The sequence below is a fragment of the Rhizobium sp. WSM4643 genome, assembly GCF_025152745.1.
Lineage (GTDB): Bacteria > Pseudomonadota > Alphaproteobacteria > Rhizobiales > Rhizobiaceae > Rhizobium > Rhizobium leguminosarum_I.
Map to the genome: position 1 here is coordinate 3,629,082 of NZ_CP104040.1, position 22,493 is coordinate 3,651,574.

17 protein-coding genes and 1 tRNA gene are annotated in these 22,493 nt (G+C 60.8%); 8 read left to right on the top strand and 10 right to left on the bottom strand.

From position 1 onward, the window contains the following. Nucleotides 1–57: 57 nt before the first annotated feature. The 6 genes from N1937_RS18070 to N1937_RS18095 all read left to right on the top strand — a co-directional run bounded on the left by N1937_RS18070 (nt 58) and on the right by N1937_RS18095 (nt 5,873). Nucleotides 58–1,230 (top strand): ABC transporter substrate-binding protein, encoded by a 1,173-nt coding sequence (locus N1937_RS18070; protein WP_260056669.1) that lies wholly within the window; start codon nt 58–60, stop codon nt 1,228–1,230. A gap of 75 nt (nt 1,231–1,305) precedes the next feature. Continuing rightward, on the top strand, nt 1,306–2,169 hold the full coding sequence (locus N1937_RS18075; RefSeq protein WP_026154560.1) for a branched-chain amino acid ABC transporter permease: 864 nt from the start codon (nt 1,306–1,308) through the stop codon (nt 2,167–2,169). Nucleotide 2,170: 1 nt separating this feature from the next. Further along, nucleotides 2,171–3,175 (top strand): branched-chain amino acid ABC transporter permease, encoded by a 1,005-nt coding sequence (locus N1937_RS18080; protein ID WP_260056670.1) that lies wholly within the window; start codon nt 2,171–2,173, stop codon nt 3,173–3,175. After that, the gene (locus tag N1937_RS18085) at nt 3,172–3,936 is read left to right on the top strand and encodes an ABC transporter ATP-binding protein (RefSeq protein ID WP_260056671.1); all 765 of its coding nucleotides are present in this window, start codon (nt 3,172–3,174) and stop codon (nt 3,934–3,936) included. Before N1937_RS18080 ends, N1937_RS18085 begins: the two co-directional genes overlap by 4 nt. Next, a complete protein-coding gene (locus N1937_RS18090; protein WP_260056672.1) occupies nt 3,917–4,633 on the top strand; it encodes an ABC transporter ATP-binding protein in 717 nt (238 codons plus the stop codon). The genes N1937_RS18085 and N1937_RS18090 overlap by 20 nt, the downstream gene beginning before the upstream one ends. Before the next feature lie 406 nt (nt 4,634–5,039). Further along, a complete protein-coding gene (locus N1937_RS18095) occupies nt 5,040–5,873 on the top strand; it encodes a VCBS domain-containing protein (RefSeq protein WP_260056673.1) in 834 nt (277 codons plus the stop codon). A 698-nt stretch (nt 5,874–6,571) separates the two neighbouring features. Here N1937_RS18095 and N1937_RS18100 read toward each other — a convergent pair. Next, nucleotides 6,572–6,985: a hypothetical protein gene (locus N1937_RS18100; RefSeq protein ID WP_222294043.1), complete on the bottom strand. Its 414-nt coding sequence runs from the start codon at nt 6,983–6,985 to the stop codon at nt 6,572–6,574. A gap of 1,278 nt (nt 6,986–8,263) precedes the next feature. Between N1937_RS18100 and N1937_RS18105 the strand changes: the two genes are divergently transcribed. Then, nucleotides 8,264–8,581: a sunset domain-containing protein gene (locus N1937_RS18105; RefSeq protein WP_222294044.1), complete on the top strand. Its 318-nt coding sequence runs from the start codon at nt 8,264–8,266 to the stop codon at nt 8,579–8,581. A 158-nt stretch (nt 8,582–8,739) separates the two neighbouring features. Here the strand turns inward: N1937_RS18105 and N1937_RS18110 are convergent. From N1937_RS18110 to N1937_RS18120, 3 genes are all read right to left on the bottom strand, one after another. Next, nucleotides 8,740–8,816: transfer RNA gene (locus tag N1937_RS18110), tRNA-Met, on the bottom strand. 135 nt (nt 8,817–8,951) lie between these two features. Then, a complete protein-coding gene (gene mnmA, locus N1937_RS18115) occupies nt 8,952–10,151 on the bottom strand; it encodes a tRNA 2-thiouridine(34) synthase MnmA (protein WP_222294046.1) in 1,200 nt (399 codons plus the stop codon). 444 nt (nt 10,152–10,595) lie between these two features. After that, the gene (locus tag N1937_RS18120; RefSeq protein ID WP_260056674.1) at nt 10,596–12,749 is read right to left on the bottom strand and encodes a putative bifunctional diguanylate cyclase/phosphodiesterase; all 2,154 of its coding nucleotides are present in this window, start codon (nt 12,747–12,749) and stop codon (nt 10,596–10,598) included. 163 nt (nt 12,750–12,912) lie between these two features. On the opposite strand from N1937_RS18120, the gene N1937_RS18125 reads away from it, so the two are divergent. Beyond that, a complete protein-coding gene (locus N1937_RS18125; RefSeq protein WP_260056675.1) occupies nt 12,913–13,176 on the top strand; it encodes a hypothetical protein in 264 nt (87 codons plus the stop codon). Nucleotides 13,177–13,250: 74 nt separating this feature from the next. On the opposite strand, the gene serA is transcribed toward N1937_RS18125, so the two are convergent. The 6 genes from serA to tilS form a co-directional block, all read right to left on the bottom strand. Beyond that, complete coding sequence (gene serA, locus N1937_RS18130; RefSeq protein ID WP_020486256.1) at nt 13,251–14,846, bottom strand: phosphoglycerate dehydrogenase; 1,596 nt, start codon at nt 14,844–14,846, stop codon at nt 13,251–13,253. A gap of 80 nt (nt 14,847–14,926) precedes the next feature. After that, complete coding sequence (locus tag N1937_RS18135; protein ID WP_222384626.1) at nt 14,927–16,105, bottom strand: phosphoserine transaminase; 1,179 nt, start codon at nt 16,103–16,105, stop codon at nt 14,927–14,929. Nucleotides 16,106–16,293: 188 nt separating this feature from the next. Further along, nucleotides 16,294–17,130 (bottom strand): outer membrane protein, encoded by an 837-nt coding sequence (locus N1937_RS18140; RefSeq protein ID WP_162118840.1) that lies wholly within the window; start codon nt 17,128–17,130, stop codon nt 16,294–16,296. 259 nt (nt 17,131–17,389) lie between these two features. Next, nucleotides 17,390–18,742, bottom strand: coding sequence for a phosphoglucosamine mutase (gene glmM, locus N1937_RS18145; RefSeq protein WP_260056676.1), 1,353 nt, complete (start codon nt 18,740–18,742; stop codon nt 17,390–17,392). 241 nt (nt 18,743–18,983) lie between these two features. Continuing rightward, a complete protein-coding gene (ftsH, locus tag N1937_RS18150) occupies nt 18,984–20,915 on the bottom strand; it encodes an ATP-dependent zinc metalloprotease FtsH (RefSeq protein ID WP_260056677.1) in 1,932 nt (643 codons plus the stop codon). A gap of 96 nt (nt 20,916–21,011) precedes the next feature. After that, a complete protein-coding gene (tilS, locus tag N1937_RS18155; RefSeq protein ID WP_260056678.1) occupies nt 21,012–22,487 on the bottom strand; it encodes a tRNA lysidine(34) synthetase TilS in 1,476 nt (491 codons plus the stop codon). Nucleotides 22,488–22,493: the final 6 nt, after the last annotated feature.

The following is a 22,493-nucleotide window of genomic DNA, read 5'->3' on the forward strand; positions in this document are numbered from 1 at the left end:
AATTTCTCGCAGCTAACGAATACGGCGCTGGAGTGCGCCAAAAAAGGGAGAGAGAGAATGAAGAAGCTATTTCTGGCCGCCATTGCGGCAGTCGTCGTGGGCACGAGCGCCTATGCCGACACCATCAAAGTCGGGGTCATCGGTCCGTTCTCCGGTCCGTTCGCGCTCCAAGGCAAGAACTTCAAGGCCGGCATCGACGCCTATATGGCGGTCAACGGCAACAAGGTCGGCAGCGATACGGTGGAAATCGTCTATCGCGACGTGCCGCAGGCCGATCCCGCCCAATCCAAGGCGCTGGCGCAGGAACTGATCGTCAAGGAAAAGGTCCAGTATCTCACAGGCTTCTACTTCACGCCCGATGCCATGGCGGTGACGCCGATCCTGAAGCAGGGCAATGTGCCGATGGTTATCATGAACGCCGCCACCTCGGCGATCGTGACCAAAAGCCCGCTCGTCGTCCGCACCTCGTTTACCACCTGGCAGACATCGACGCCGATCGCCAAGGTCGCCTTCGACGCCGGCGTCAAGAAGGTGATTTCGGTCGTCAGCGATTACGGCCCCGGCATCGACGCCGAGAACGCCTTCAAGACCGGCTTCGAAAAGGCCGGCGGCCAGATCGTCGAGGCGATCCGCATGCCGCTTGCGACCAACGACTTCAGCCCGATCATGCAGCGCATCAAGGATTCCGGCGCTGAGGGCGTGTTCGCCTTCCTGCCGTCAGGCCCGACGACGCTCGGCTTCGTCAAGGCTTATAATGACAATGGCCTGAAGGCTGCCGGCATCAAGTTCTTCGCGCCGGGCGATCTGACGCAGGAATCCGATCTGCCGGCGCTCGGCGATGCGGCACTCGGCATCCAGACGACCTTCCACTACGCCGTGTCACACGATTCTCCCGAGAACAAGGCTTTCGTCGAGGCGGCGACCAAAGCAATCGGCAACAAGGCCGAACTCTCCTTCCCCTCAGTCAGCGCCTATGACGGCATGTATGTCATCTACAAGATGATCGAGGCGACAGGCGGCAAACAGGATGCTGAGAAGGCCGTCGATGCGGTCAAGGGCCTTGCCTGGAAAAGCCCGCGCGGCCCGGTTTCGATCGATCCGGAAAGCCGCCACATCACGCAGAACATCTATCTGCGCGAAGTCGTCAAGGCCGGTGACGGGACCTACATCAACAAGGAGATTCAGATCTTCGAGAAGCAGGGCGATCCGGGCCTTGCAGCCGTCAAGTAACATCGAGCATCAAGACCGGTGACGGGCTTGGCCTGCGATCAGGCCGAGCCCGCCGCATCGAAGCAAGGGATGTCAATGCAGACAGTCTTCAGCATAGCCGTCGACGCCTTTGCCTATGGCATGGTGCTCTTCGTGATATCGATCGGCCTTTCGGTGACCATGGGGCTGATGCGTGTCGTCAACCTCGCCCATGGCGCCTTCGCGATGATCGGCGGCTACATCGCCTCCTATGTCGCCCGCGACCTCGGCCTCGGTTATGCTGCGGCGGTCATTGCTGCCGTTGTCATCACGATCATCGTCGCCATTCCGATCGAACGTTTTCTCTACCGCCGGATCTATGGCGCGCCGGAATTGACCCAGGTGCTGATGACGATCGGCATCACCTTCTGCGTCATCGGCATCGCCAATTATGTCATGGGACCGACGCTGAAGACCATACCGCTGCCCGCTGCGCTGCAAGGATCGGCCGATCTCGGCTTTCGCACCATTCCCGTTCACCGGCTTTTCGTCATCCTCTGCGGCCTCGCCGTGGCGCTCGCCCTCTGGTTTACGATCGACAGGACGACCTTCGGCGTCAAGCTGCGTGCCTCCGTCGATGATGCGGCGATGGCTGCGGCACTCGGCGTGCGCACCGAGGTCATCTATGCGGTAAGCTTTGCCGTTGCCGTCGGGCTTGCCGCCTTCGGCGGCGTGGTCGGCGCCGAACTCCTGCCCGTCGAACCCTATTACGCACTGCGCTACATGGTCACCTTCCTGGTCGTCGTTTCCGTCGGCGGCGCGGGTTCCATTCCGGGCGCCCTGATCGCCTGCCTGCTGCTGGGCGCGATCGATACGACAGGACGGTATCTGATGCCGGAATTCGGCGAGTTCTTCTTCTATCTGGCCGTGATCGCCATCATCTGCGTCTTCCCCCGCGGCCTTGCCGGAAGGGTGAAATAGGATGGCGCTTGTCATGAATGACGAAACCGGGCCTCTCCAGCATCGTCGCGGGTTCATCACCCGCGATCTTATCGGAATAGCGGTCATCGTAGCCATTGCCGCCATCGGCTATTTCACCTTCCCCGATAATCTCGCCCTTCTGAGCCGGATTATCACGATCGCGCTGCTCGTCCTGTCGCTCGATCTCGTGACCGGTTATTGCGGCGTCGCAACGCTTGGCCATGCAGCACTTTTCGGCTCCGGCGCCTATGCCGCCGGGATCCTGTCGGCGCATTACGGCATCAATGATCCGCTGCTGATGATGCTGGCCGGCGTCGCCGGCGGCGCGGTTGCCGGGCTGCTCTGCGGGGCCATCATCCTGCGTGCGCATGGGCTGCCGCAACTGGTGCTGTCGATTGCACTGATCAACCTCTTCCATGAATTCGCCAACAAGGCCTCGTCCTGGACAGGCGGCAGCGATGGACTTTCCGGCATCGCGCCGGACCCGGTCTTCGGCCTCTTCGAATTCGATCTCTACGGTCACACCGCCTTCTTCTTCGGAATGGCGCTGCTGCTGATCGTCTTCGTGCTGCTGAGGGTCCTGGTTCGCTCGCCCTTCGGCATGCTCTGTCGCGCCATCAAGCACGATCCGCTACGCATCCGCGCCATGGGCGCTTCACCGAAGGCAGCTCTGATCAGGATGTACGCGGTATCAGGTGCCGTTGCCGGTGTCGGCGGCGCCTTGAATGCGATCTCGACACAGGTCGTCGGCCTCGACAGCCTGTCTTTCACGCAGTCGGCCGAAGCGCTTGTCATGCTGGTGCTCGGCGGCACCGGTTCTCTCTTCGGGGCACTTTCCGGTACTGTCATCTTCATGCTCTTCGAGGACTATGTCTCCGCCGCCAATCCCTTCCATTGGCTGACCATGGTCGGCGCGCTGCTGATCGCCGTTGTGCTCTTTGCGCCCAAAGGTCTCTACGGGACGGCCGCAGCCTTCGTTAGCCGCCGCAGGGAGCAACGCTCATGAGCCCGGTCTTCGAAGTCGCCAATCTCAAGAAAGCCTTCGGCGGCCTTGCCGTCACCAATAATGTCTCGCTGACAATGTCACCTGGCGATCGCATCGCGCTGATCGGCCCGAATGGCGCCGGCAAGACCACCTTCGTCAACCTCGTGACCGGTAATCTCTCTCCCGATTCCGGCGAGGTTCGCCTGGGTGGCGAGCTGGTGACGAAGCTCGATGCGATCGGCAGGGTCAGACGCGGTCTTGTCCGCTCCTTTCAGGTGACGCGGCTCTTCCAGGACATGACCCCGGCCGAACATCTGGGACTTGCCGTCCTTCAACGCGATGGAAAGTCCGGGCACATGTTCGGCAATTTCCTGCGTATGCCCGATGTCATGGCCGAGGTCGATGATCTCCTTGGAAAACTCGGGCTGGCTTTCCTGATGCATCGCAAGGTCAGCGAAATCGCCTATGGCCAGCAGCGGCTTCTCGAGATCGCCGTGGCGCTGGCATTGAAGCCGAAAGTGCTGCTGCTCGACGAACCCGCAGCCGGCGTGCCGCAAAGCGATACCGGCCGCATCGAGCAGGCGCTGGCCGATCTGCCCGCCGATCTCGCCGTGCTGATGATCGAACACGACATGGATCTCGTCTTCCGTTTTGCCAGACGCGTCATCGTGCTTGCTTCAGGCGCGATCATCTTCGATGGCCTGCCGGAAGACGTCACCAAGGATGCGCGCGTGCGCGAGGCCTATCTCGGGAGCTATGCCAATGCCAGCCCTGTCGCTTGAGGTCGACAACCTGTCGGCCGGATATGGGCCGACGAGAGTGCTCGAAGGCATTTCCTTCTCCGTGCCGGCAGGTGCCCGGCTTGCCGTGCTCGGCCGCAACGGCATGGGCAAGACCACGCTCTTGGCAACGCTAGCAGGGCAGACAAGGCGATACGAGGGCAGCATCCGTCTCGGCGATTTGGATGTCACGACGGCACCGAGTGCTACACGCGCGCACAAAGGCCTCGGATATGTGCCGCAGGCGCGCTGTGTCTTCCCGACGCTGACAGTCGAAGAAAACCTTTTCGTCGGCTTGAAGGCGCGGCCGAAAACGGCGCTGGAGGAAGCCTATGCGATGTTCCCGCGCCTGAAGGAGCGCCGCCGCAACCTCGGCAGCCAGCTTTCCGGCGGCGAGCAGCAGATGCTCTCCACGGCCCGCACCATTCTCGGCCGTCCCGCCGTCCTGCTGCTTGACGAACCGCTGGAGGGCCTTGCGCCCGTTATCTGCGAGGAACTGATGGCGGCCTTCGCCGACCTTGCCAAGGCGGGAGACATGACCATCCTGCTGGTCGAGCAGCGCATCCAGAGCGCGCTCGATTTCGCCGATCAGGTCGTCATCCTCGAACGCGGCAGACTGGCATGGACCGGAACGCCGGAAAATCTCGCCAGGGATCACCAGGCTGTCGAGAGCCTGCTCGGGGTCGGCGGCCTGCATTGATGGGAATGATCGGCAAAAGCTCCGGCTCTGCTGATTGCCCCCTTTCGCCTTCAAGATTGCGCTGAACCCGCCGAGCAATCCATGCAGTATATCGTCATGACGACGTCATGATTGACCCGTCATGATTATCCTGCCTGAAAGTTTTCCGCTGGCCGAATTGACGGATCGCCTGAAAGGGCGAGAAACACCATGATCGATCAAGCGGCATCAACGTAAGACAAGGCGTAAATCCTCGTTCATAAAGAGGATCGAGTTTATGCCGCTCCCTTTACTTGAATAGTTGAGCTGTAATCGACCGGAATTTGTGGCGCTGACGGGCGGAATTGCTCTGACGCTCCATCTATTTCGGTTGCCAGATACCCGATAGGGTTGCATAGTCGAACAGAAAATCACACGGGAGGTAGAAATGGCAAACCACAAGCCGGTCGCAGGTGACGTATACCAGCCTATTTTCAACGTCGACAACCCGATCGACGGCAACATTCTGGACAATACCAGTTCCACGGATGCCGACGGAGACCAGGTGCGTCTCAACTTCGTCAATGGACAGCGAATTCCGCAACCGGCCGATCCGAACGGGCCTGCCACGACCACCACAGTCGAGGGAAGATATGGCACTCTGACCGTCTATTCCAACGGCAATTACACATACGAGCTCGATCATACCAACCCGGTGGTATCAGCGCTCGGCCCGGGAGACCAACTCGTCGACCAGTTCAATTTCAAGGTCTCAGATGGCAAAGGCGCCACCGACTTCGGCCTGCTCAATATCGCGGTCGACTTGCCGGAACACGGCAACATCTTCGTGAATTTCGAGGATGTCGGCAACCACGACTTCCCGACGGGCTACAAAGGCTTCGATTGGGGCGCCTGGCACGATGGTGACGACGCGACTGTGCGGGAGGAAGCGGATGGCAACCACTATCTGGGAGGAGGCGTGTTCTGGACACCCATCCAAGCCGCCGATGGCGGTCACTTTCAGATCGAGCAATTCAGTGTCGCAAACGGCACATCGGACTATGACAACGTTCTGACGATCGAAGGTCGTCTAAACGGCGATACCGTCTTCTTGGTCACGGTCAACGTCACCGCCGACAGCATTCATGACCCGCAAGTGATCGATCTTAGCGCCTACGGCGAAATCGACTATCTCATCCTCGACACCGAGCCCGTCATCACCGAAACGAGCGGCCCGGATTATTACGGCGCGCAATACGACAATTTTCATTTCATCGTTTGACGAAGGGGGAAAGGGCATCGTATCGCCGGAATCTTTGCACCTTCGCCAAGCGCGCGCTGCTGTAGCTATCTGATACCAAAATCTTGCGATAGCTGACGGGCCTGCGTCTTGCTAGCATAGGATCGTGCGAGGAGGCACCGTTATGCTGGGATGGAGGAAATGATGCAGCCAGTCGGGATCAGGTTAGCGGCGGTCATGTTCTCGCTTGCCGTATGGGCTATTATTATCGCTGTCGCATCTCACCTTTGGGCGACAAAGATGCCTCTATTGCTTCTGACGCTCTACAAATAGGCCTGTCCTCAGCGTTGGCGGAAATGCTGCAGCTCAGGGCGCAACGGGTTTGGTCCCCTCGCCGCGCAAAGGCCAACCAAGACAACTGCGAAGGGCACCATGGACGCTGTTGAAGGTGGGAAAGTCATCGACGCCTCCCGAACATTCCGCCCCAGAGCACAGAATTCTACGCTGATTACTCAAGCGTGGAAGGGAAAACTTTTGGTGAATTCTTAGCCCCGGAACTATGGTGGCACTTGCTGGCGAACTATGAGCAATTGACCTGTGGTCCGCAACGGCTCGAAAGCTGACCAAATTTGCGGAAGGGCACCTTCTTTTGGAGAGGGCGATTGAACCCGCCAAAGGCTGGCAGCCCGCTCGCTATCTCATCCGGAGATTTTTTTGACGCTGACGAAATCCGGCGGGGGTCACATTTCGCGGAATATAGCGGCTGCCACCAAATCAGACTGCAACGGCGATGTGACTTTGATTTGAGATGTCCGTTGGATCTTGGCCTCATAGAGATTCCAGATCGCCAGAAACAAGGTTGTCACGATGAAGATGGCCAGCACTGCGAGATGGATTTTGCCGATGCGGCGCGCGAAATAGGACTTGGCCTTGGCCTCGACAGCCTGGGCCATGGCCCTATTCCGCCTGTCGTTTTCGAGGAGATACCCGGCCATGCGTCCACGTGAACGATCCTGCACGCGGGACCGATCATCGTCCTTTGGCTCTGCACTCAACGCCCGACGCACGGCGCTAAAGATCAGGATCACCAGCAACACCCAGAGCATTAGGAAGGACAGGCCAAAAAGGCGTCCGCTGGGGATGGTCATATCCATCGCAGTCTCCGGGCTACAGAGCAATGATCGCCCCTGACATCAAAGAGGAACTGACATATGATTTCAACCTCGGGGCGCAACCTTCGCTTCGGGTAAGATGATCAGCCATTCACATCTTCGATGGCAGCTGCCAACTCACATACGTATATTTCCCGTCCATTGATAAAGCACCGAAAAACACCTGGGAGACCCCCGCATCACCCGACGGACATGCAGCGCCGTCTGGTGCGCTTTCATCCGCCGTTGTCATGCGAATCTCAGGGGCATTCGCCTCCCGCCGCAAATTCCTCTTCAGGGACCGCCGCCGGCTTTTGCTAGCATCCGGCTCGGTCTCGGCGATCTCAGCGACAACCGCCCGGCTTTAAGTTTGCCAGCGTTGCAAACATTCCAGCGTCGATGCCTTTGAATGTTTCCCAAGCTGGTAAACAAGGGATCGATGCCTTGAATACATCAATGGCCCTATATTTCCCAACGTCAAACGGCAGCTCGCCGATGAATATGACGCGGCGCAAGAGCGGGGCGAAGTCGCCGGGCAAAGGACGGCGCCAACGGGCGTTCCGAGAGGGAACGCCCGCCAACCGCCGCCGATGTCGGGCTAACCCGTAAGGACTTTTATGAAGCCCTGTCATCCGCCGACGCCGCGTGGGGCACAGCGAAGTCGCAGCAGTATCGGCTGCTACTGTCCCGTTTGGGGGTTTCTTGCAATTTGTTCGCCGGTTTGGGGGTTTCTTGCCCCTTCGCCCTGCACTTTCCCCGAGCCTGTCGGACCACTCTCCTTGGAGCCAGGCGCTTCGGCTCCGTTTTGCGGCCCGCCCAACCAATCACGAGTTATGTTGCCGGTGCCCATGCGACCAGCCGCGTATTCGGGTGGGTCTTGGATTGTCTTCTTGGCGGGAGGAGTCTTAGAGTTATCGGTCATCACGATCTCCACTGTTGCGCCTTGTTGGATTGAGTAAGGCGGACCAACGAAAATTATCAGACCAATGAATTGAAAACTACCCTAGGATTTAATTGTCGATTTTTCTGTCTATGGTTGTATAGTTTTAAGGTCCACCAGCGACATCGATGCGCGTTGCCGAGCGCTATGGTGACGAGGACAAAAACCGAATCGTTCGGGATTTACAGCCGACTGTCTTCCTACGCGCTCGCCGCTCCATCGATGCCTGCCGAGGTCCGTGAATCAATAGAGGCGCTGATCGCGGACGAGGGGCCGGCCGCTTGGTTCGCCGTGCGCCAACGCGGTTACGATCTTTCGCGTGACATGGCGGAGATGGGGGCGTGCGTCCGGGTTATCGCAATCCGCAGAAGAAATCGGTGCTGTTCAGGGCACCGGGTTTGCTCATTGGGGCTCTCGCGTTTGGTGCGGCCGGCGGCTGGACCGCGAGCGACTTGCTTGCCTCATTGAGCTCTTCTGGCGGCTCCGAACTGTCGTGCAGGATCAAGGGCAACATCTCCATCGACACGGGCGAGCGCATCTTCCACGTGCCGGAGCAGAAATGCTACGCACAGACGAGGATCAGCCCCCAGTATGGCGAGCGGTGGTTCTGCTCGGAACTTGAAGCTTGGGCGACCGGCTGGCGGAAATCGAAAGCGTAGTGCTTCATCGCATGTCGCACTCGTGTCGCGCAGAGTAGCCGTCACGAGCTTGCGACCATTGAAAATCAATGGCAATTTGTCGTAGGTTGCGCGACATAAAACCAGCCACCAAAGGGCAGCAATCAGCCGATAAGATATTGCTTTTACTTCGGCTTGACTGGTAGCGGAGGAGGGATTTGAACCCCCGACACAAGGATTATGATTCCTCTGCTCTGACCTACTGAGCTACTCCGCCACTGGTCAACGATACCCGCTCGCGAAGCGATGCCGGTTCGTGGGATGAGCGGCTTATAAGGTGCGCTTCGGCTTTGTGTCAAGCGCATGATCGAGAAAAACGGTGGGCTTTGCCGCCTCCCGTTTCCGATGGGTTTCAGGCGGCGACGGGGCTGGCCAAAAGCGCCTTCAGGCAGGCTTCCGCCGAAGGTTCGCGCTCGGAGCGTTCGATGAAACCGCCGCCGAAGACGCGGGCGTTGTCGCCGGGGGCCGAATAAAGCGCGCAGGCCTGGCCGGGTGCGATGCCCGCCTCGCCGACCGTCAGGTCGACATAGGTGCCTGTTGCATCGACATGCAGCACGGCGGGCGCCGGCGCCCGTGTCGAGCGGACCTTGGCGTAACAGGCAAAGCCCTTGCCGGACGCGGCTTCCTGAAGTGTCTCATCGCCCAGCCAGTTGATGTCGCGCAGGTAGACGCGGTGCGTTTCCAGCGCCTCCTTCGGTCCGACGATGACCCGGCGCGAACGGGCGTCGAGAAAGACGACGTAGAGCGGTTCGCCGGTAGCGATGCCGATGCCGCGGCGCTGGCCGATCGTGAAATGCAGGATACCCTCATGGGTTCCGAGCACGCGGCCATCGAGATGGACGATATCGCCGGCAAGCGCCGCATTCGGCTTCAGCTTGGTGATGACGTCGGAATATTTGCCCTGCGGCACGAAACAGATGTCCTGGCTGTCGGCCTTCTTGGCAACGACGAGGCCCATCTCTTCAGCAAGCCTGCGGGTCTCGGCCTTCGGCAGGCCGCCCAGGGGAAAGCGGAGATAATCGATCTGCTCCTGCGTCGTGGCGAAGAGGAAATAGCTTTGGTCGCGGTCGGCATCGGCCGGGCGGAAAAGCGCGCGGCGGCCGGGATTGTCCGGCGAAGGGTTCAGTCCCGAGCGGATATAGTGACCGGTCGCCAGCGCATCAGCGCCAAGCTCCTTGGCGGTCGCCAGCAGATCGGCGAATTTGACGGTCTGGTTGCAGGAAACGCAAGGGATCGGCGTTTCGCCCGCCACATAGCTCTCGGCGAAGGGATTGATCACCGTCTCGCGGAAGCGCTTTTCGTAATCGAGCACATAATGCGGGATGCCGAGCGTTTCACAGACGCGGCGCGCATCGTCGATATCCTGGCCGGCGCAGCAGGAACCGGCGCGGTGAACGGCGGCGCCATGATCGTAAAGCTGCAGCGTAATGCCGAGCACATCGTAACCCTGCTGTTTGAGAAGGCCGGCGACGACGGATGAATCGACGCCGCCCGACATGGCAACGACGACACGGGTCTCTTCCGGCTTCTTGTCAAAATCCAGTGTGTTCAACGATGGTGCCATTCTGCTTGGGTCACGATCCGCCATTGCGCTGCAATTGCGGCGGATTGCTGATCTCCGGCGGGATCGGCCGCCGTCTCTCGATGAGGCACCGATATAGAAAGGATTGTCCCTGGACGCAAGGGGCGGCGTTCGGCGCCTGAGCGTTTCGCATTCCCGTACAAAGAAAGGCGCAGCCGAAGCCGCGCCTTGGAAGCGGGGGTGCGGCTCAAGTGCCGATCAGCTTGTTGCAGGCGAATGCGATGCCCGGATTGGCGATAATGGCGGTCACGAGCGCCAGTCCGATCATCGAGAATGAATAGCGTTTCATAGACATCCTCCTTTCCAGCCCACGACAATTATGCCGCTTCTGCCGCCTTTCTCAAAATGACGAATGCTTGATAGCGCCAGGGGGCATGCGCCGGACGGCTGATCCCCGCTACAGAGCAAGCGCTTCTATCTGCGTGACGAAGCGGCCTTGAGACCGCCGCCGTGGATCAGCGCCTCCGCCTCGTGCTGCGGCATCGGCCGGCCGAGCAGATAGCCCTGCACCTCACTGAAACCTTCGGCGCGCAGCTTCTGCAACTGCTCCTCCGTCTCGATCCCTTCGGCCAGGGTCGTCGCATTGAAGCCGGAGCCGATGCCGGCGACGGCGCGCACGATGGCGAGATTGCCCGCATCCGTCTCGATACCCGAAACGAAGCTGCGGTCTAGCTTGATCTTGTCGAAGGGGAAGGACCTCAGATAGCTCAGCGACGAATAGCCGGTGCCGAAATCGTCGATGGCGATGCGGACGCCGAGCGCCTTCAATGCCCGCAGCAGCGGCAGGCTTTGGTCGGCATCGGTCAGGAATACGGACTCGGTGATCTCGATTTCAAGCCGGTCGGCATTGAGGCCCGTCTCGTCGAGCGCCGCCACCACGGTCGAAAGCAGGCTCGCATGCCGAAACTGGCTGACGGAGAGATTGACGGCGATCCTCAGATGAACGGGCCAACCGGCAGCCGCGCGGCAGGCTTCCCCGATCACCCAGTCGCCGATCGGCACGATGAGGCCGGTCTCCTCGGCAAGCGGAATGAATTCCATCGGCGCCACCAGCCCGCGCTTGGGGTGGCGCCAGCGGATCAGCGCCTCGAAGCCGCCGATGCCGTCATTGTCGAGCCGCACGATCGGCTGGTAGTGCAGTTCGAACTGGCGCTTCTCCAGCGCTTCCCACAGCTCGGCGGTCATCACGTGCCGGCGCTCGGCGGCAAGCCGCATTTCCGTCTCGTAGAAACGATAGGTCGAGCGTCCGCTCTCCTTGGCGGCATAGAGCGCAAGATCCGCGTGCCGCATCAGCACATCCGCGTCGCCGGCATGATCGGGCGCCAAGGCGATGCCGATACTGCAGGTGACGTGCTCCCGGACGCCGTCGAGATCGAAGGCACGGCTCAGCGCCTTGAGCAGCCGCTGCGCAAAACGCACTGCCCGCTCCGGCTCGTCGAGCTCCAGCACGACGGCGAATTCGTCGCCGCCAAGACGGGCGACAAGATCACCCTCCTCCGCCAGTTGACGCAGCCGCTCCGACACCTGGCAAAGCAGCGCGTCGCCGGCGGCGTGTCCCTTGCTGTCGTTGATATGCTTGAAGTGATCGACGTCGATATAAAGCAGCGCAATCGGGCTGTCGGCGGCCGCTTCGACCGCCCGCTGGTTGATACGCATGGAAAATGCCGCCCGGTTCGGCAGGCCGGTGAGCGGATCATGCATAGCGAGATGGGCAAGCTTTGCCTCAACGGCGCGCTCCTCCGTCACGTCTTGCGAGATACCGAGCAGATAACGCGGCGAATGGCCCTCGGGCGTCGGCAGGGCGCGCTTGACGGTGCGCAGGAGGCGCGGCGCACCGTCGGCGCGCAGCATGGTCTCCTCGAAGCTGATCGCCGTATTGGCTTCGAAGGCCCGGCGATCCTGCTCGCGGAAGGCGTCTGTCTGACTGGGAGGAAACAGCGCCCGGTCGGTTCGGCCGACCACGTGCTCCGCCCGCATGCCGACGATGTCGCCGCAGGCCTCATTGAAGAGAATGTAAAGCCCGTCGGCTTCCATGTCCTTGACGAAGACGCCGACCGGTAGGTTGTCGACGATGCTGTCGAGAAGCGAGCGTGTATCGCTGATCTGGCGTTTGGCGGCGTTGACCTCGCTGCGGTCCTGCACGATCGCCAGGATTGCGGCCCTGCCCTCGAAGCGCACTTCTCGGCCATAGGTCAGCACTTCGAAGGTCTCGCCACTCGCCTTGAGGTGAACCCAGCGCTCCGCCTTTTCCATGTCGGTTCGACCGCTGACAGCGTCGATCATCCGTTCCCGCTCATGCTCAGGGCGAATATCCAGAACCGTCATGCGCCGGTATTCGTCCGCACCGTAGCCGTAAAGTGCCGCCGCCGCCTCGTTGACGATGAGAAAGCGCAGCGATGTCGGATCATAGACCCACATCGGCGACGGATGCGTTGCAAACAATGACCGGAAGTCGTCGTTTAATGCTTCGATCTGCTCGGTCTTCTGCAAGGGGGCCATGGAAATTCGCGTGCCGTTGATGCCGATGCCAGGGGTATACCGAGAAAAGTTAAATAAAATCAGAATCATACTCAGGGTTAAACTTTAGGCTTCCGCCTTCAGAATGTGCAAAGCGGCGGTCTGCCATCACGATCTCGGCCCTCGATAAAATGATTTGGGCGCGCTGGAACAATTCCGTCGATCGTGCGTTGCGGCTGATCGATGTCGCATTCGAATTGCTGAGGAGGGTTTCATGGGCAGGTTCGGCACGACGACGGATTACAGCAGAATCAGACATTGGATCGAGGCGCGCGGCGGCCATCCCGCCCGCATCAAGAACGCACCGGACAGCGAAACCGTCCGCGTCGATTTTTCCTCGGAACCGGAAGAGATTTCCTGGGATGAATTCTTCCAGGGCCTCAACGGCAGCAGGCTCGCCTTCCTTCACCGCACCAAGGCTGAAGACGATGCCGCCCGTTTCGGCAAAATCCGCCGCCGGAAACGCCGGCACCATTAATTTGTCTTCTGAAACAGCAAAAAACCCGGCGCCGTTTCCAGCGCCGGGTTTTTCATTTCCTTGGGAGGAAAAACTCAGTCAATATTGAAGGTCAGCGGCTTTGCCTGGCGTACCGCCTGGTGGGCGGTCAACTCAGCAAGCACCGCGTCATCAACCTTGCCGTCGACATAGAGCAGCGCGATGGCGTCGCCGCCCTGCTTGTCGCGGCCGAGCTGGAAGTTGGCGATGTTGACGCCGGCAGCGCCAAGCGTCGTGCCGATGAAGCCGATCATACCGGGAACGTCCGTATTGGTGATGTAGATCATGTGCGAGCCGACATCGGCATCGAGGTTGATACCCTTGATCTGGATGAAGCGCGGCTTGCCGTCCGAAAACACCGTGCCGGCCACCGAGCGTGTCATGCTTTCGGTGGTCACCGTCAGCTTGATATAGCCGTCGAAGACGCCTGTCTTGTCGCGCTTGACCTCGGAAAGCACGATGCCCTTTTCCTTGATCATGATTGGCGCCGAAACCATGTTGACGTCGGCGACCTGCGGGCGGATGAGGCCGGCGAGCACGGCGCTCGTCAGTGCCCGCGTGTTCATGTTGGCGGTGACGCCGTCATAGAGGATTTCGATTTCCTTGATCGGCTCTTCGGTGACCTGGCCGACGAAGGCGCCGAGAACGTCGGCAAGACGGATGAAGGGCTTCAGGATCGGCGCTTCCTCAGCGGTGATCGACGGCATGTTGATGGCGTTGGAGACCGCACCATTGACGAGGTAATCCGCCATCTGTTCGGCCACCTGCAAAGCGACGTTCTCCTGCGCCTCGGTCGTCGAGGCGCCGAGATGCGGCGTACAGACGACGTTCGGCAGGCCGAAGAGCGGGCTTTCCTTGGCGGGTTCGACCTCGAACACGTCGAAGGCGGCACCCGCGACATGGCCCGACTTGATCGCTTCGGCAAGCGCTGCCTCATCGACCAGGCCGCCGCGGGCGCAGTTGATGATGCGCACGCCTGGCTTGGTCTTTGCCAGTGCTTCCTTGTTGAGGATGCCGCGCGTCTTGTCGGTCATCGGCACATGCAGCGTGATGAAATCGGCCCGGGCGAACAGCTCTTCGAGTTCGACCTTGGTGACGCCCATCTCCTCGGCGCGCTCCTTGGAGAGGAACGGATCGTAGGCGACGACGTGCATCTTGAGGCCGATGGCCCGGGCGCAGACGATCGAGCCGATATTGCCGGCGCCGATAACGCCGAGCGTCTTGCCGGTGATCTCGACGCCCATGAACTTCGACTTCTCCCACTTGCCGGCCTGCGTCGAGGTATCGGCTGCCGGAAGCTGGCGGGCGACGGCGAACATCAGCGCGATCGCGTGTTCGGCCGTCGTGATCGAGTTGCCGAAGGGCGTGTTCATCACGATGATGCCGCGGCGCGAGGCGGCCGGGATATCGACATTGTCGACGCCGATACCGGCACGGCCGACGACCTTGAGGTTCGTCGCCGCCTCGATGATCTTTTCCGTCACCTTGGTGGCGGAGCGGATGGCCAGGCCATCATACTTGCCGATGACTTCGAGCAGACGGTCTTTGTCCTTGCCGAGCTGCGGTTCGAAATCGACTTCGACGCCGCGGTCGCGAAAAATCTGGACGGCGGTTTCCGACAATTCGTCGGATACGAGAACGCGAGGTGCCATGATGGCCTCCTTCAAAAGTGTTCAGCGATGAATGAATCAGGAATGGGCTCCGCCCTATGGCGGAGCCGGATGCGATCACCTCAGGCGGTCGCCTGAGCGAGCTGCGCCTTCTGTGTTTCGAAGGCCCAGGAAAGCCAGGGCATCAGCTTCTGCATGTCGGATGCCTCGATCGTGGCGCCGGCCCAGATCCGCAGGCCCGACGGCGCGTCACGGTAGTGGCCGACGTCATAGGCGACACCTTCCTTTTCCAGGAGGCCGACCAGGCCCTTGGCAAAATTCGCCCGACCGTCGTCGTCAAGCGCTGCGATGTCCTTGTCGACGATCTTCAGGCAGACGGAGGTGTTGGAGGCCGTCTCCGCCTTGACGGCGAGATTGGCGATCCAGTCGTTTGCCGCGACGAAATCGTGGATGACCTTGGCATTGGCATCGGCACGCGCGATCAGCCCCTTGAGGCCGCCGACCTGCTTCGCCCAGACAAGCGCATCGATATAATCCTCGACGCAGAGCATCGACGGCGTGTTGATCGTCTCACCCTGGAAGATGCCCTCCGTCAGCTTGCCGCCCGAAGTCATCCGGAAGATCTTCGGCAGCGGCCAGGCCGGCGTGTAGGTAACCAGACGCTCGACGGCGCGCGGCGAAAGGATGATGACGCCGTGGGCACCCTCGCCGCCCAGAACTTTCTGCCAGGAGAAGGTGACGACGTCGAGCTTGGCGAAATCGAGTGCCTGCGCGAAAGCCGCCGAGGTGGCGTCGCAGATCGTCAGGCCCTTGCGGTCGGCCGGGATGAAATCGGCATTCGGCACGCGCACGCCCGAGGTGGTGCCGTTCCAGGTGAAGACGACGTCGCGGTCGAAATCGACGGCGGACAGATCGGGAAGCTCGCCGTAACCGGCTTCGAGCTTGCGCACATCCTTGAGCTTCAGTTGCTTGACGACATCGGTAACCCAGCCGGCGCCGAAGCTTTCCCAGGCGAGCATGTCGACGCCGCGTTCGCCGAGCAGCGACCAGAGCGCCATTTCGACGGCGCCGGTGTCGGACGCCGGAACGATGCCGATGCGGTAATCCGCCGGCACTTCGAGAATTTCACGGGTAAGGTCGATGGCCTGTTTGAGCTTGGCCTTGCCGACCTTCGCGCGGTGCGAACGGCCGAGGGCCGCGTCGGAAAGGGCTTCGAGTGACCAACCGGGGCGCTTCGAGCAGGGGCCAGAAGAAAAATGAGTATTGTTCGGACGGATGTCCGGCTTTGCGGTCTTCGCCATGATGCTATCCTCTCAGATAGAAAGCCCTTCGTTGGGGAAGGGTGTCCCGCCGCCGTGTGTATGGACCCGGCGCGTCATAGTCAAGATCGAAGTGTCGCGGGCGGAACATATTTTGACGCAGGGCGGGATGGCCGCAATAGGAAAGAGCCGCCCGGTCGGGGCGGCTTTCAGATGTCAGGGGATCGGACTTACTTGTAGACAGGCTGCTGCAGCGGGATTTCCGGCGGCGGTTCGTAGCTCGCCTGGGCGCAACCGCCGAAGAGATAGCGGGCGCCGACGCGGGCTTCGTGGGCGCTCAGACCCTTGTCGCGGCCCGGGCCGCCATTGTCGGCATAGCCGAACATGTTGCCGCCATCGATATGCAGGTAACGGTAGCCGACATCGGCCTTGATGTTGCAGGTCACGTCGATCGAAGCGCCGGCCATGAGCGCGTAGGTGAAGCGCCAGTTGCCCTTGCCGCCATGGGTGACCTGGTCGTCGCAGAAGCTGCCGTCATCGGCACAGGCGACGTTGCTGAGGTTCTTCCACTTCACGTAAGAACCGCCGATACCGGCGCCGACATAAGGCGTGACGTAGCCGTAGGTGCCGAGATCGACATAGGCGTTGGCGAGCAGCGTATAGGCTGTCAGCGAAGAGCGGTCGCTCGAGGTGCAGTCCACCAGCGGAAAGCCGCACTGCCCGACCGTCGAGCCGTTGAAATCCGCCTGGGTGAGATAGTCGAAGGTCAGATCGGTGCGCAGATAGCTGTTGATCTGGTAACCGACACCACCGCCGACAGTCCATGTATCGTCCAGATCGGCGTCGTCGAAATCGACCTCCGTGGCGTTGCTGCCCTGGAAATAGCGGGCGCCGCGCAGATCGGTGAAGGCATAGCCGACATCGCCGCGCAGGTACCAGCCAGTCGCTTCGGTGACCGTCACCTCAGGCGGCTGCTCCGGGATAGGCTCGGCAGGGGCGAGGTCCGCGGAATAGGCGTTTGTCGCGATCAACAATGCGGCGAAGATGCCGGACAAGCTTCTTTTCATGGATCCCACTCCAAAATCCCGTTGCGTCGGCAGGCTCGGTCGCTGCCAATCTGGTACGCTTGGGATGGATAATGAATGGGAAACGTTAAAAGCTGCTTAACCACGATTATTTACCTTGATGCCAGGCATCAAGGCGGCCCGAAACATAGATCGGTTTGCTCATCGGGATGGTATGGCCGCGGCGATCGGCTCAAAATAGTGCGCATGCATAACAAAAGCCGGCACTTGTGCCGGCTTTTGACATCTCGCCCCGAAAAAATCAGGCGGCAGTCCGGACGTTCGAGATGGTGCCGATCAGCTCGTTGACGATGCGCTCGATCTGGGCGCGGTCGTCGCCTTCGGCCATGACGCGGATCAGCGGTTCGGTGCCGGAGGGGCGGATGACGAGGCGGCCGTTCCTGGCAAGCTCGGCTTCGGCATCGGCGATCGCCTTCTGCACCTGGATATCCTCCAGCGGCTTGCCACCGCTGATGCGAACATTGCGCAGCAGCTGCGGCACCGGCTCGAAGCGACGGCAGACCTCGCTGACGGTCCGGCCGGTGCGTTTGACTGCAGCCAGGATCTGCAGGGCCGCGACGAGACCGTCGCCGGTCGTGCCGTAATCCGAAAGCACGATATGGCCCGACTGCTCGCCACCGACATTGTAATTGTGCTGGCGCATATGCTCGACGACGTAGCGGTCGCCGACCCGCGTGCGGGCAAGCGCCAGGCCACGCTCATCGAGAAAGCGCTCGAGACCGAGATTGGACATGACGGTGGCGACGATGCCGTTGCCGCGCAGCTGCTGGCTCTCGGCCCAGCTTTCGGCGATGACGGCCATCAACTGGTCGCCGTCGACGATCGAACCGTTTTCATCGACGATGATGACGCGATCCGCGTCGCCGTCGAGCGCGATGCCGATATCGGCGCGCACCTCGTCGACCTTCTTCTGCAGCGCGACGGGACTGGTGGAACCACAATTGAGGTTGATGTTGATGCCGCTCGGCTCGTTGCCGATAGTGACGACCTCAGCACCGAGTTCCCAGAGCACGGCGGGCGCCACCTTGTAGGCGGCACCGTTGGCGCAATCGATGGCGATCCGGAGACCCTGCAGCGTGACGTCGCGCGGCAGCGTGCGTTTGACGTGCTCGAGATAGCGATAGATATCGCCATCGACGCGCTTGGCTCGGCCGATTTCCTCAGCCTTGGCAAGCTGCCCCGATAGATCCTTCTCGAGCAGATCCTCGATCTGCGCTTCGATGTCATCGGAGAGCTTGTAGCCGTCCGGACCGAAAAGTTTGATACCATTGTCTTGGAAGGGATTGTGCGAAGCCGAAATCATCACCCCAATATCGCATCGCAGGGAACGCGTCAGCATGGCAACCGCAGGTGTCGGAATAGGGCCGAGCAGGAACACGTCCAGTCCAGCCGCGGTAAAACCGGCCACGAGGGCATTCTCCAGCATGTATCCTGACAGGCGTGTGTCCTTGCCGATCACCACACGATGACGGTGGGCGCCGTTACGGAAAATCGTTCCTGCGGCGATGCCAACCCGCATCGCAAGGTCCGGTGTCATAGGGAAGACGTTGGCCTGGCCGCGAATGCCGTCCGTACCGAAATAGCGTCTTTTCATCTGCACTCCTGCGCTTTCCGCGCGCCATTCAAGGCAGCGCACCGTTCCAAGCAAATCCGGCTTCAGTGAATTGTCGTCAATCCACGAGCGTGATTCATGCTTGCCTCAATTCAGCGGAATGCCACAAAATGCGGCGATCAGCACGTAAATTAGCAAGAAAAATGATTATATCCCGTTACCAATTGAAAAAGCCGGATCTCCCACGTCGGAAATCCGGCCTTGTTCAAGGTGGTGTCGCTGTTCAATGCGGCTGCGGTTCGAGGCCGCCTTCGGGCTCGTCACCCTTGGTGACGGGCCGTGCGCCGGCCTTCGGAACGGCTGAGCCGCGGCTCGGCGGCGAATCATCGCCGAGATCGCGGGAAGGCTTTTCGCCGCGGATCAGCGCCTTGATCTCTTCGCCGGTCAATGTCTCGTATTCGAGCAGACCTTCGGCAAGGGCGACGAATTCGTCGTGCTTTTCCATCAGGATCGTGCGGGCCTGCGTATAAGCTTCGTCGATCAGGCGGCGCACTTCATTGTCGATCTTCTGCGCGGTTGCCTCCGAAACATTCTTCGACTGCGAAACCGAGTGACCGAGGAAGACTTCCTGCTGGTTCTCGCCATAGGCGACCTGACCGAGCTGATCGGAAAAGCCCCATTGCGTGACCATGGCGCGGGCGAGTTTGGTCGCCTGCTCGATGTCGGAAGAGGCACCCGAAGTGATGTTCTCTTTGCCGAAGGTGAGCTCTTCGGCCACGCGGCCGCCCATCATGATGCAGAGGCGCGAAACCATCCACTTGTAGCTCATCGAGTAGCGGTCGCCCTCGGGAAGCTGCATGACCATGCCGAGCGCACGGCCGCGCGGAATGATCGTCGCCTTGTGCAGCGGATCGGCGACGGCGACATTGAGCGCGGTGATGGCGTGTCCCGCCTCATGGTAAGCGGTGAGCTTCTTTTCCGCCTCGGTCATCGCCGAGGACCGGCGCTCGGCGCCCATCATGATCTTGTCCTTGGCGTCCTCGAATTCCTGCATGGTGACGACGCGCTTGTTGCGGCGGGCGGCCATGAGGGCGGCTTCGTTGACAAGGTTCATCAGGTCGGCGCCGGAAAAACCGGGCGTGCCGCGGGCGAGAATCTTGAGATCGACATTCGGCGCCAGTGGAACGTTGCGGGCATGTACCTTGAGGATACGCTCGCGGCCGACGATGTCGGGGTTCGGCACGACGACCTGACGGTCGAAACGGCCGGGACGCAGCAACGCCGGATCGAGCACGTCGGGGCGGTTGGTGGCGGCGATCAGGATCACGCCTTCATTCGCCTCGAAGCCGTCCATTTCGACCAGCAGCTGGTTCAGCGTCTGCTCGCGTTCGTCATTGCCGCCGCCGAGACCGGCGCCGCGATGGCGGCCGACGGCATCGATTTCGTCGATGAAGATGATGCAGGGCGCATTCTTCTTGGCCTGCTCGAACATATCGCGCACGCGGCTTGCACCGACGCCGACGAACATTTCGACGAAATCGGAGCCTGAAATGGTGAAGAAGGGCACATTGGCTTCGCCGGCGACCGAGCGGGCGAGCAGCGTCTTGCCGGTACCCGGAGGACCGACGAGCAGCACGCCACGCGGAATCTTGCCGCCGAGACGCTGGAACTTCTGCGGATCACGCAGGAATTCGACGATTTCCTCGAGATCCTGCTTGGCCTCGTCGACACCGGCAACGTCTTCGAAAGTCACGCGGCCATGCGCTTCGGTCAAGAGCTTGGCCTTGGACTTGCCGAAGCCCATCGCACCGCGCGAGCCGCCTTGCATCTGCCGCATGAAGAACAGCCAGACGCCGAGAATCAGAAGCATCGGCAAAAGCGTGCCGAGATAGCTCAGGAAGCCGGAAGAACCATCAGTCTCGGGACGCGCGGTGACGGCCACGTTCTTGCCCTGCAGGCGGTCGAGCAGACTGTCGTCGATCACAGGCGAATAGGTCTGGAAGGTATTGTTGTTCTCCAGATATGTCCCGGTCAACCGGTTACCGGTGACCACGACATCCTTCACGCGGCCCGCATCGACCTCACGCAGAAACTGCGAATAAGGGATTTCGCGGGAGCCCGTCTGTGCCGGCGCCGTCTGGAACATACTGAAAAGGGCGATCAGCAGAAGCGCGATGATGGCCCACAAGGCGAAATTACGTAAGTTAGGGTTCATTGAACTCCCCAGCATGGAACAGCCGCCTCATGGCGACAGTCTTATTCGTTTCTAACATAGGGTTGCGCCGCACGATTGCCAAGGCGACACCCCAGGTCAGATGGTTTTTCCGTCAATACTTCTTAAAGGCAGCCTCGCATAGGGCGCCGTCGCGAAAACCGCCGAAAGCCTATTGGCAAAGATGAAGTCAAATCGTGTCAAAAAGCGGTCGAAGGGTGCGAAATAGGGCGTCAGTTCGACCTTACGGACGGATTCCTCAGATAAAGGGGGTCCCTCGGCAGACAAAACCGGCGCTGCGGCGACGGCGCGCTTCCATGCACCCTTGGGAAGGTCCCTGCCCAAGCCTCCCTCATTCCTGTGCTCGTCACGGGAATCGAGCGCGCCCAAGTCCTTGGGCGCGGGAGACTCTTCGCGCATTGTTGAGTCATTCACCGCGCCGACGCGCGGTGGCTGGATTCCTGTGACATCCCTCGGGTTGGACCCGAGGGCGGGAATGAGGGAGTGTCCGGCCTGGGCTTCCACCTCTATAGTCGTTCCAGACCTATTTACGGCCCCGAACCTTCCATCCCAAACCCCAGCCGCTCCCGGCTGCAGAACTAGGGGCAATATCCCCCGGCTCTCGCGCGCCAGATAAAGCCCGTCACGCCTGAGATCGAACACCACCCTGCCGGCGGTCACCCGTGCCGGCTTGCTGCCGGTGGCAAATGCAAGGAGACGCTCCATCTGCGCCCTGCCCGGCGCAAACGGTTGTCCACCGAAAACGGCTGCCAGACGGCCGAGTGCATAATCGAGGACCGCCCGATCCTGCCGCAGCCCGTCGGGCGTCACCTGCCCGAGTAGACCGCCGTGAAGCGTGAAATGACGATCCAGCCATTCTGCTCCCCTAGCCGAAAGAGCCAGCCGCGCTTCCCAAGCCGCGCGGACATTCCTCTCGGCACCTGCATCGGCCGAGAGCTTCCGGCGTGTCCGCACGCGCTCATAGGTCACATCTTCGTTGCTCGGATCATCGATCCACGGCACGCCCCGCTCCCTGAGGAAAGCGCGGATATCTGCCCGGCTGGAAAAGAGAAGCGGCCGCCAAATCCAGAAGCGCCGGTTGAAAAGCACCGCATCCGCAATGCCGGTCGAAATCTGCTCCGTTCGCATCCCACGCATCTGCAGTGTTTCACGCTGGTCGTCCAACGTATGGCCAGTGACGATGAGATCGGCTTCGAAACTTTCGGCGGCGGTTGCCAGCAGGCCATAGCGCGCCTCGCGAGCCGCCGCCATGATGCCGGTTTTCGGCTTGTCGCCCTCCCAGATCATGGTGGTGTGGGGAATGCCAAGCGATGCGCAGAGGTCTGCGACTTCACGCGCCTCGTCTGCCGAGCCGGCGCGCAACGCATGGTCGACGGTTGCAGCGCAAAGGGAAATCTTGAGATGGGGTGCGGCCTTCAGGGCTTCATCAAGGAGAAGAAGCAGGCCGGTGGAATCGCTGCCGCCCGATATTGCGACGAGAATGCGTGCGGGGCTTTGAAGCGACGAAAGAAACTGGAGGATCGCCCGTTGAGGCGATGCGGTTTCCGGAGACATTCCGGA

Bases quoted from the DNA above. Each gene is read 5' to 3' on its own strand.
- N1937_RS18120 (WP_260056674.1), bottom strand. From the start codon at position 12,749: ATGATTCTGATTTTATTTAACTTTTCTCGGTATACCCCTGGCATCGGC.
- N1937_RS18135 (WP_222384626.1), bottom strand. From the start codon at position 16,105: ATGGCGAAGACCGCAAAGCCGGACATCCGTCCGAACAATACTCATTTT.
- ftsH (WP_260056677.1), bottom strand. From the start codon at position 20,915: ATGAACCCTAACTTACGTAATTTCGCCTTGTGGGCCATCATCGCGCTT.
- N1937_RS18140 (WP_162118840.1), bottom strand. From the start codon at position 17,130: ATGAAAAGAAGCTTGTCCGGCATCTTCGCCGCATTGTTGATCGCGACA.
- N1937_RS18085 (WP_260056671.1), top strand. From the start codon at position 3,172: ATGAGCCCGGTCTTCGAAGTCGCCAATCTCAAGAAAGCCTTCGGCGGC.
- N1937_RS18075 (WP_026154560.1), top strand. From the start codon at position 1,306: ATGCAGACAGTCTTCAGCATAGCCGTCGACGCCTTTGCCTATGGCATG.
- N1937_RS18125 (WP_260056675.1), top strand. From the start codon at position 12,913: ATGGGCAGGTTCGGCACGACGACGGATTACAGCAGAATCAGACATTGG.
- glmM (WP_260056676.1), bottom strand. From the start codon at position 18,742: ATGAAAAGACGCTATTTCGGTACGGACGGCATTCGCGGCCAGGCCAAC.
- N1937_RS18090 (WP_260056672.1), top strand. From the start codon at position 3,917: ATGCCAGCCCTGTCGCTTGAGGTCGACAACCTGTCGGCCGGATATGGG.
- N1937_RS18080 (WP_260056670.1), top strand. From the start codon at position 2,171: ATGGCGCTTGTCATGAATGACGAAACCGGGCCTCTCCAGCATCGTCGC.
- N1937_RS18095 (WP_260056673.1), top strand. From the start codon at position 5,040: ATGGCAAACCACAAGCCGGTCGCAGGTGACGTATACCAGCCTATTTTC.
- serA (WP_020486256.1), bottom strand. From the start codon at position 14,846: ATGGCACCTCGCGTTCTCGTATCCGACGAATTGTCGGAAACCGCCGTC.
- N1937_RS18100 (WP_222294043.1), bottom strand. From the start codon at position 6,985: ATGGATATGACCATCCCCAGCGGACGCCTTTTTGGCCTGTCCTTCCTA.
- N1937_RS18070 (WP_260056669.1), top strand. From the start codon at position 58: ATGAAGAAGCTATTTCTGGCCGCCATTGCGGCAGTCGTCGTGGGCACG.
- tilS (WP_260056678.1), bottom strand. From the start codon at position 22,487: ATGTCTCCGGAAACCGCATCGCCTCAACGGGCGATCCTCCAGTTTCTT.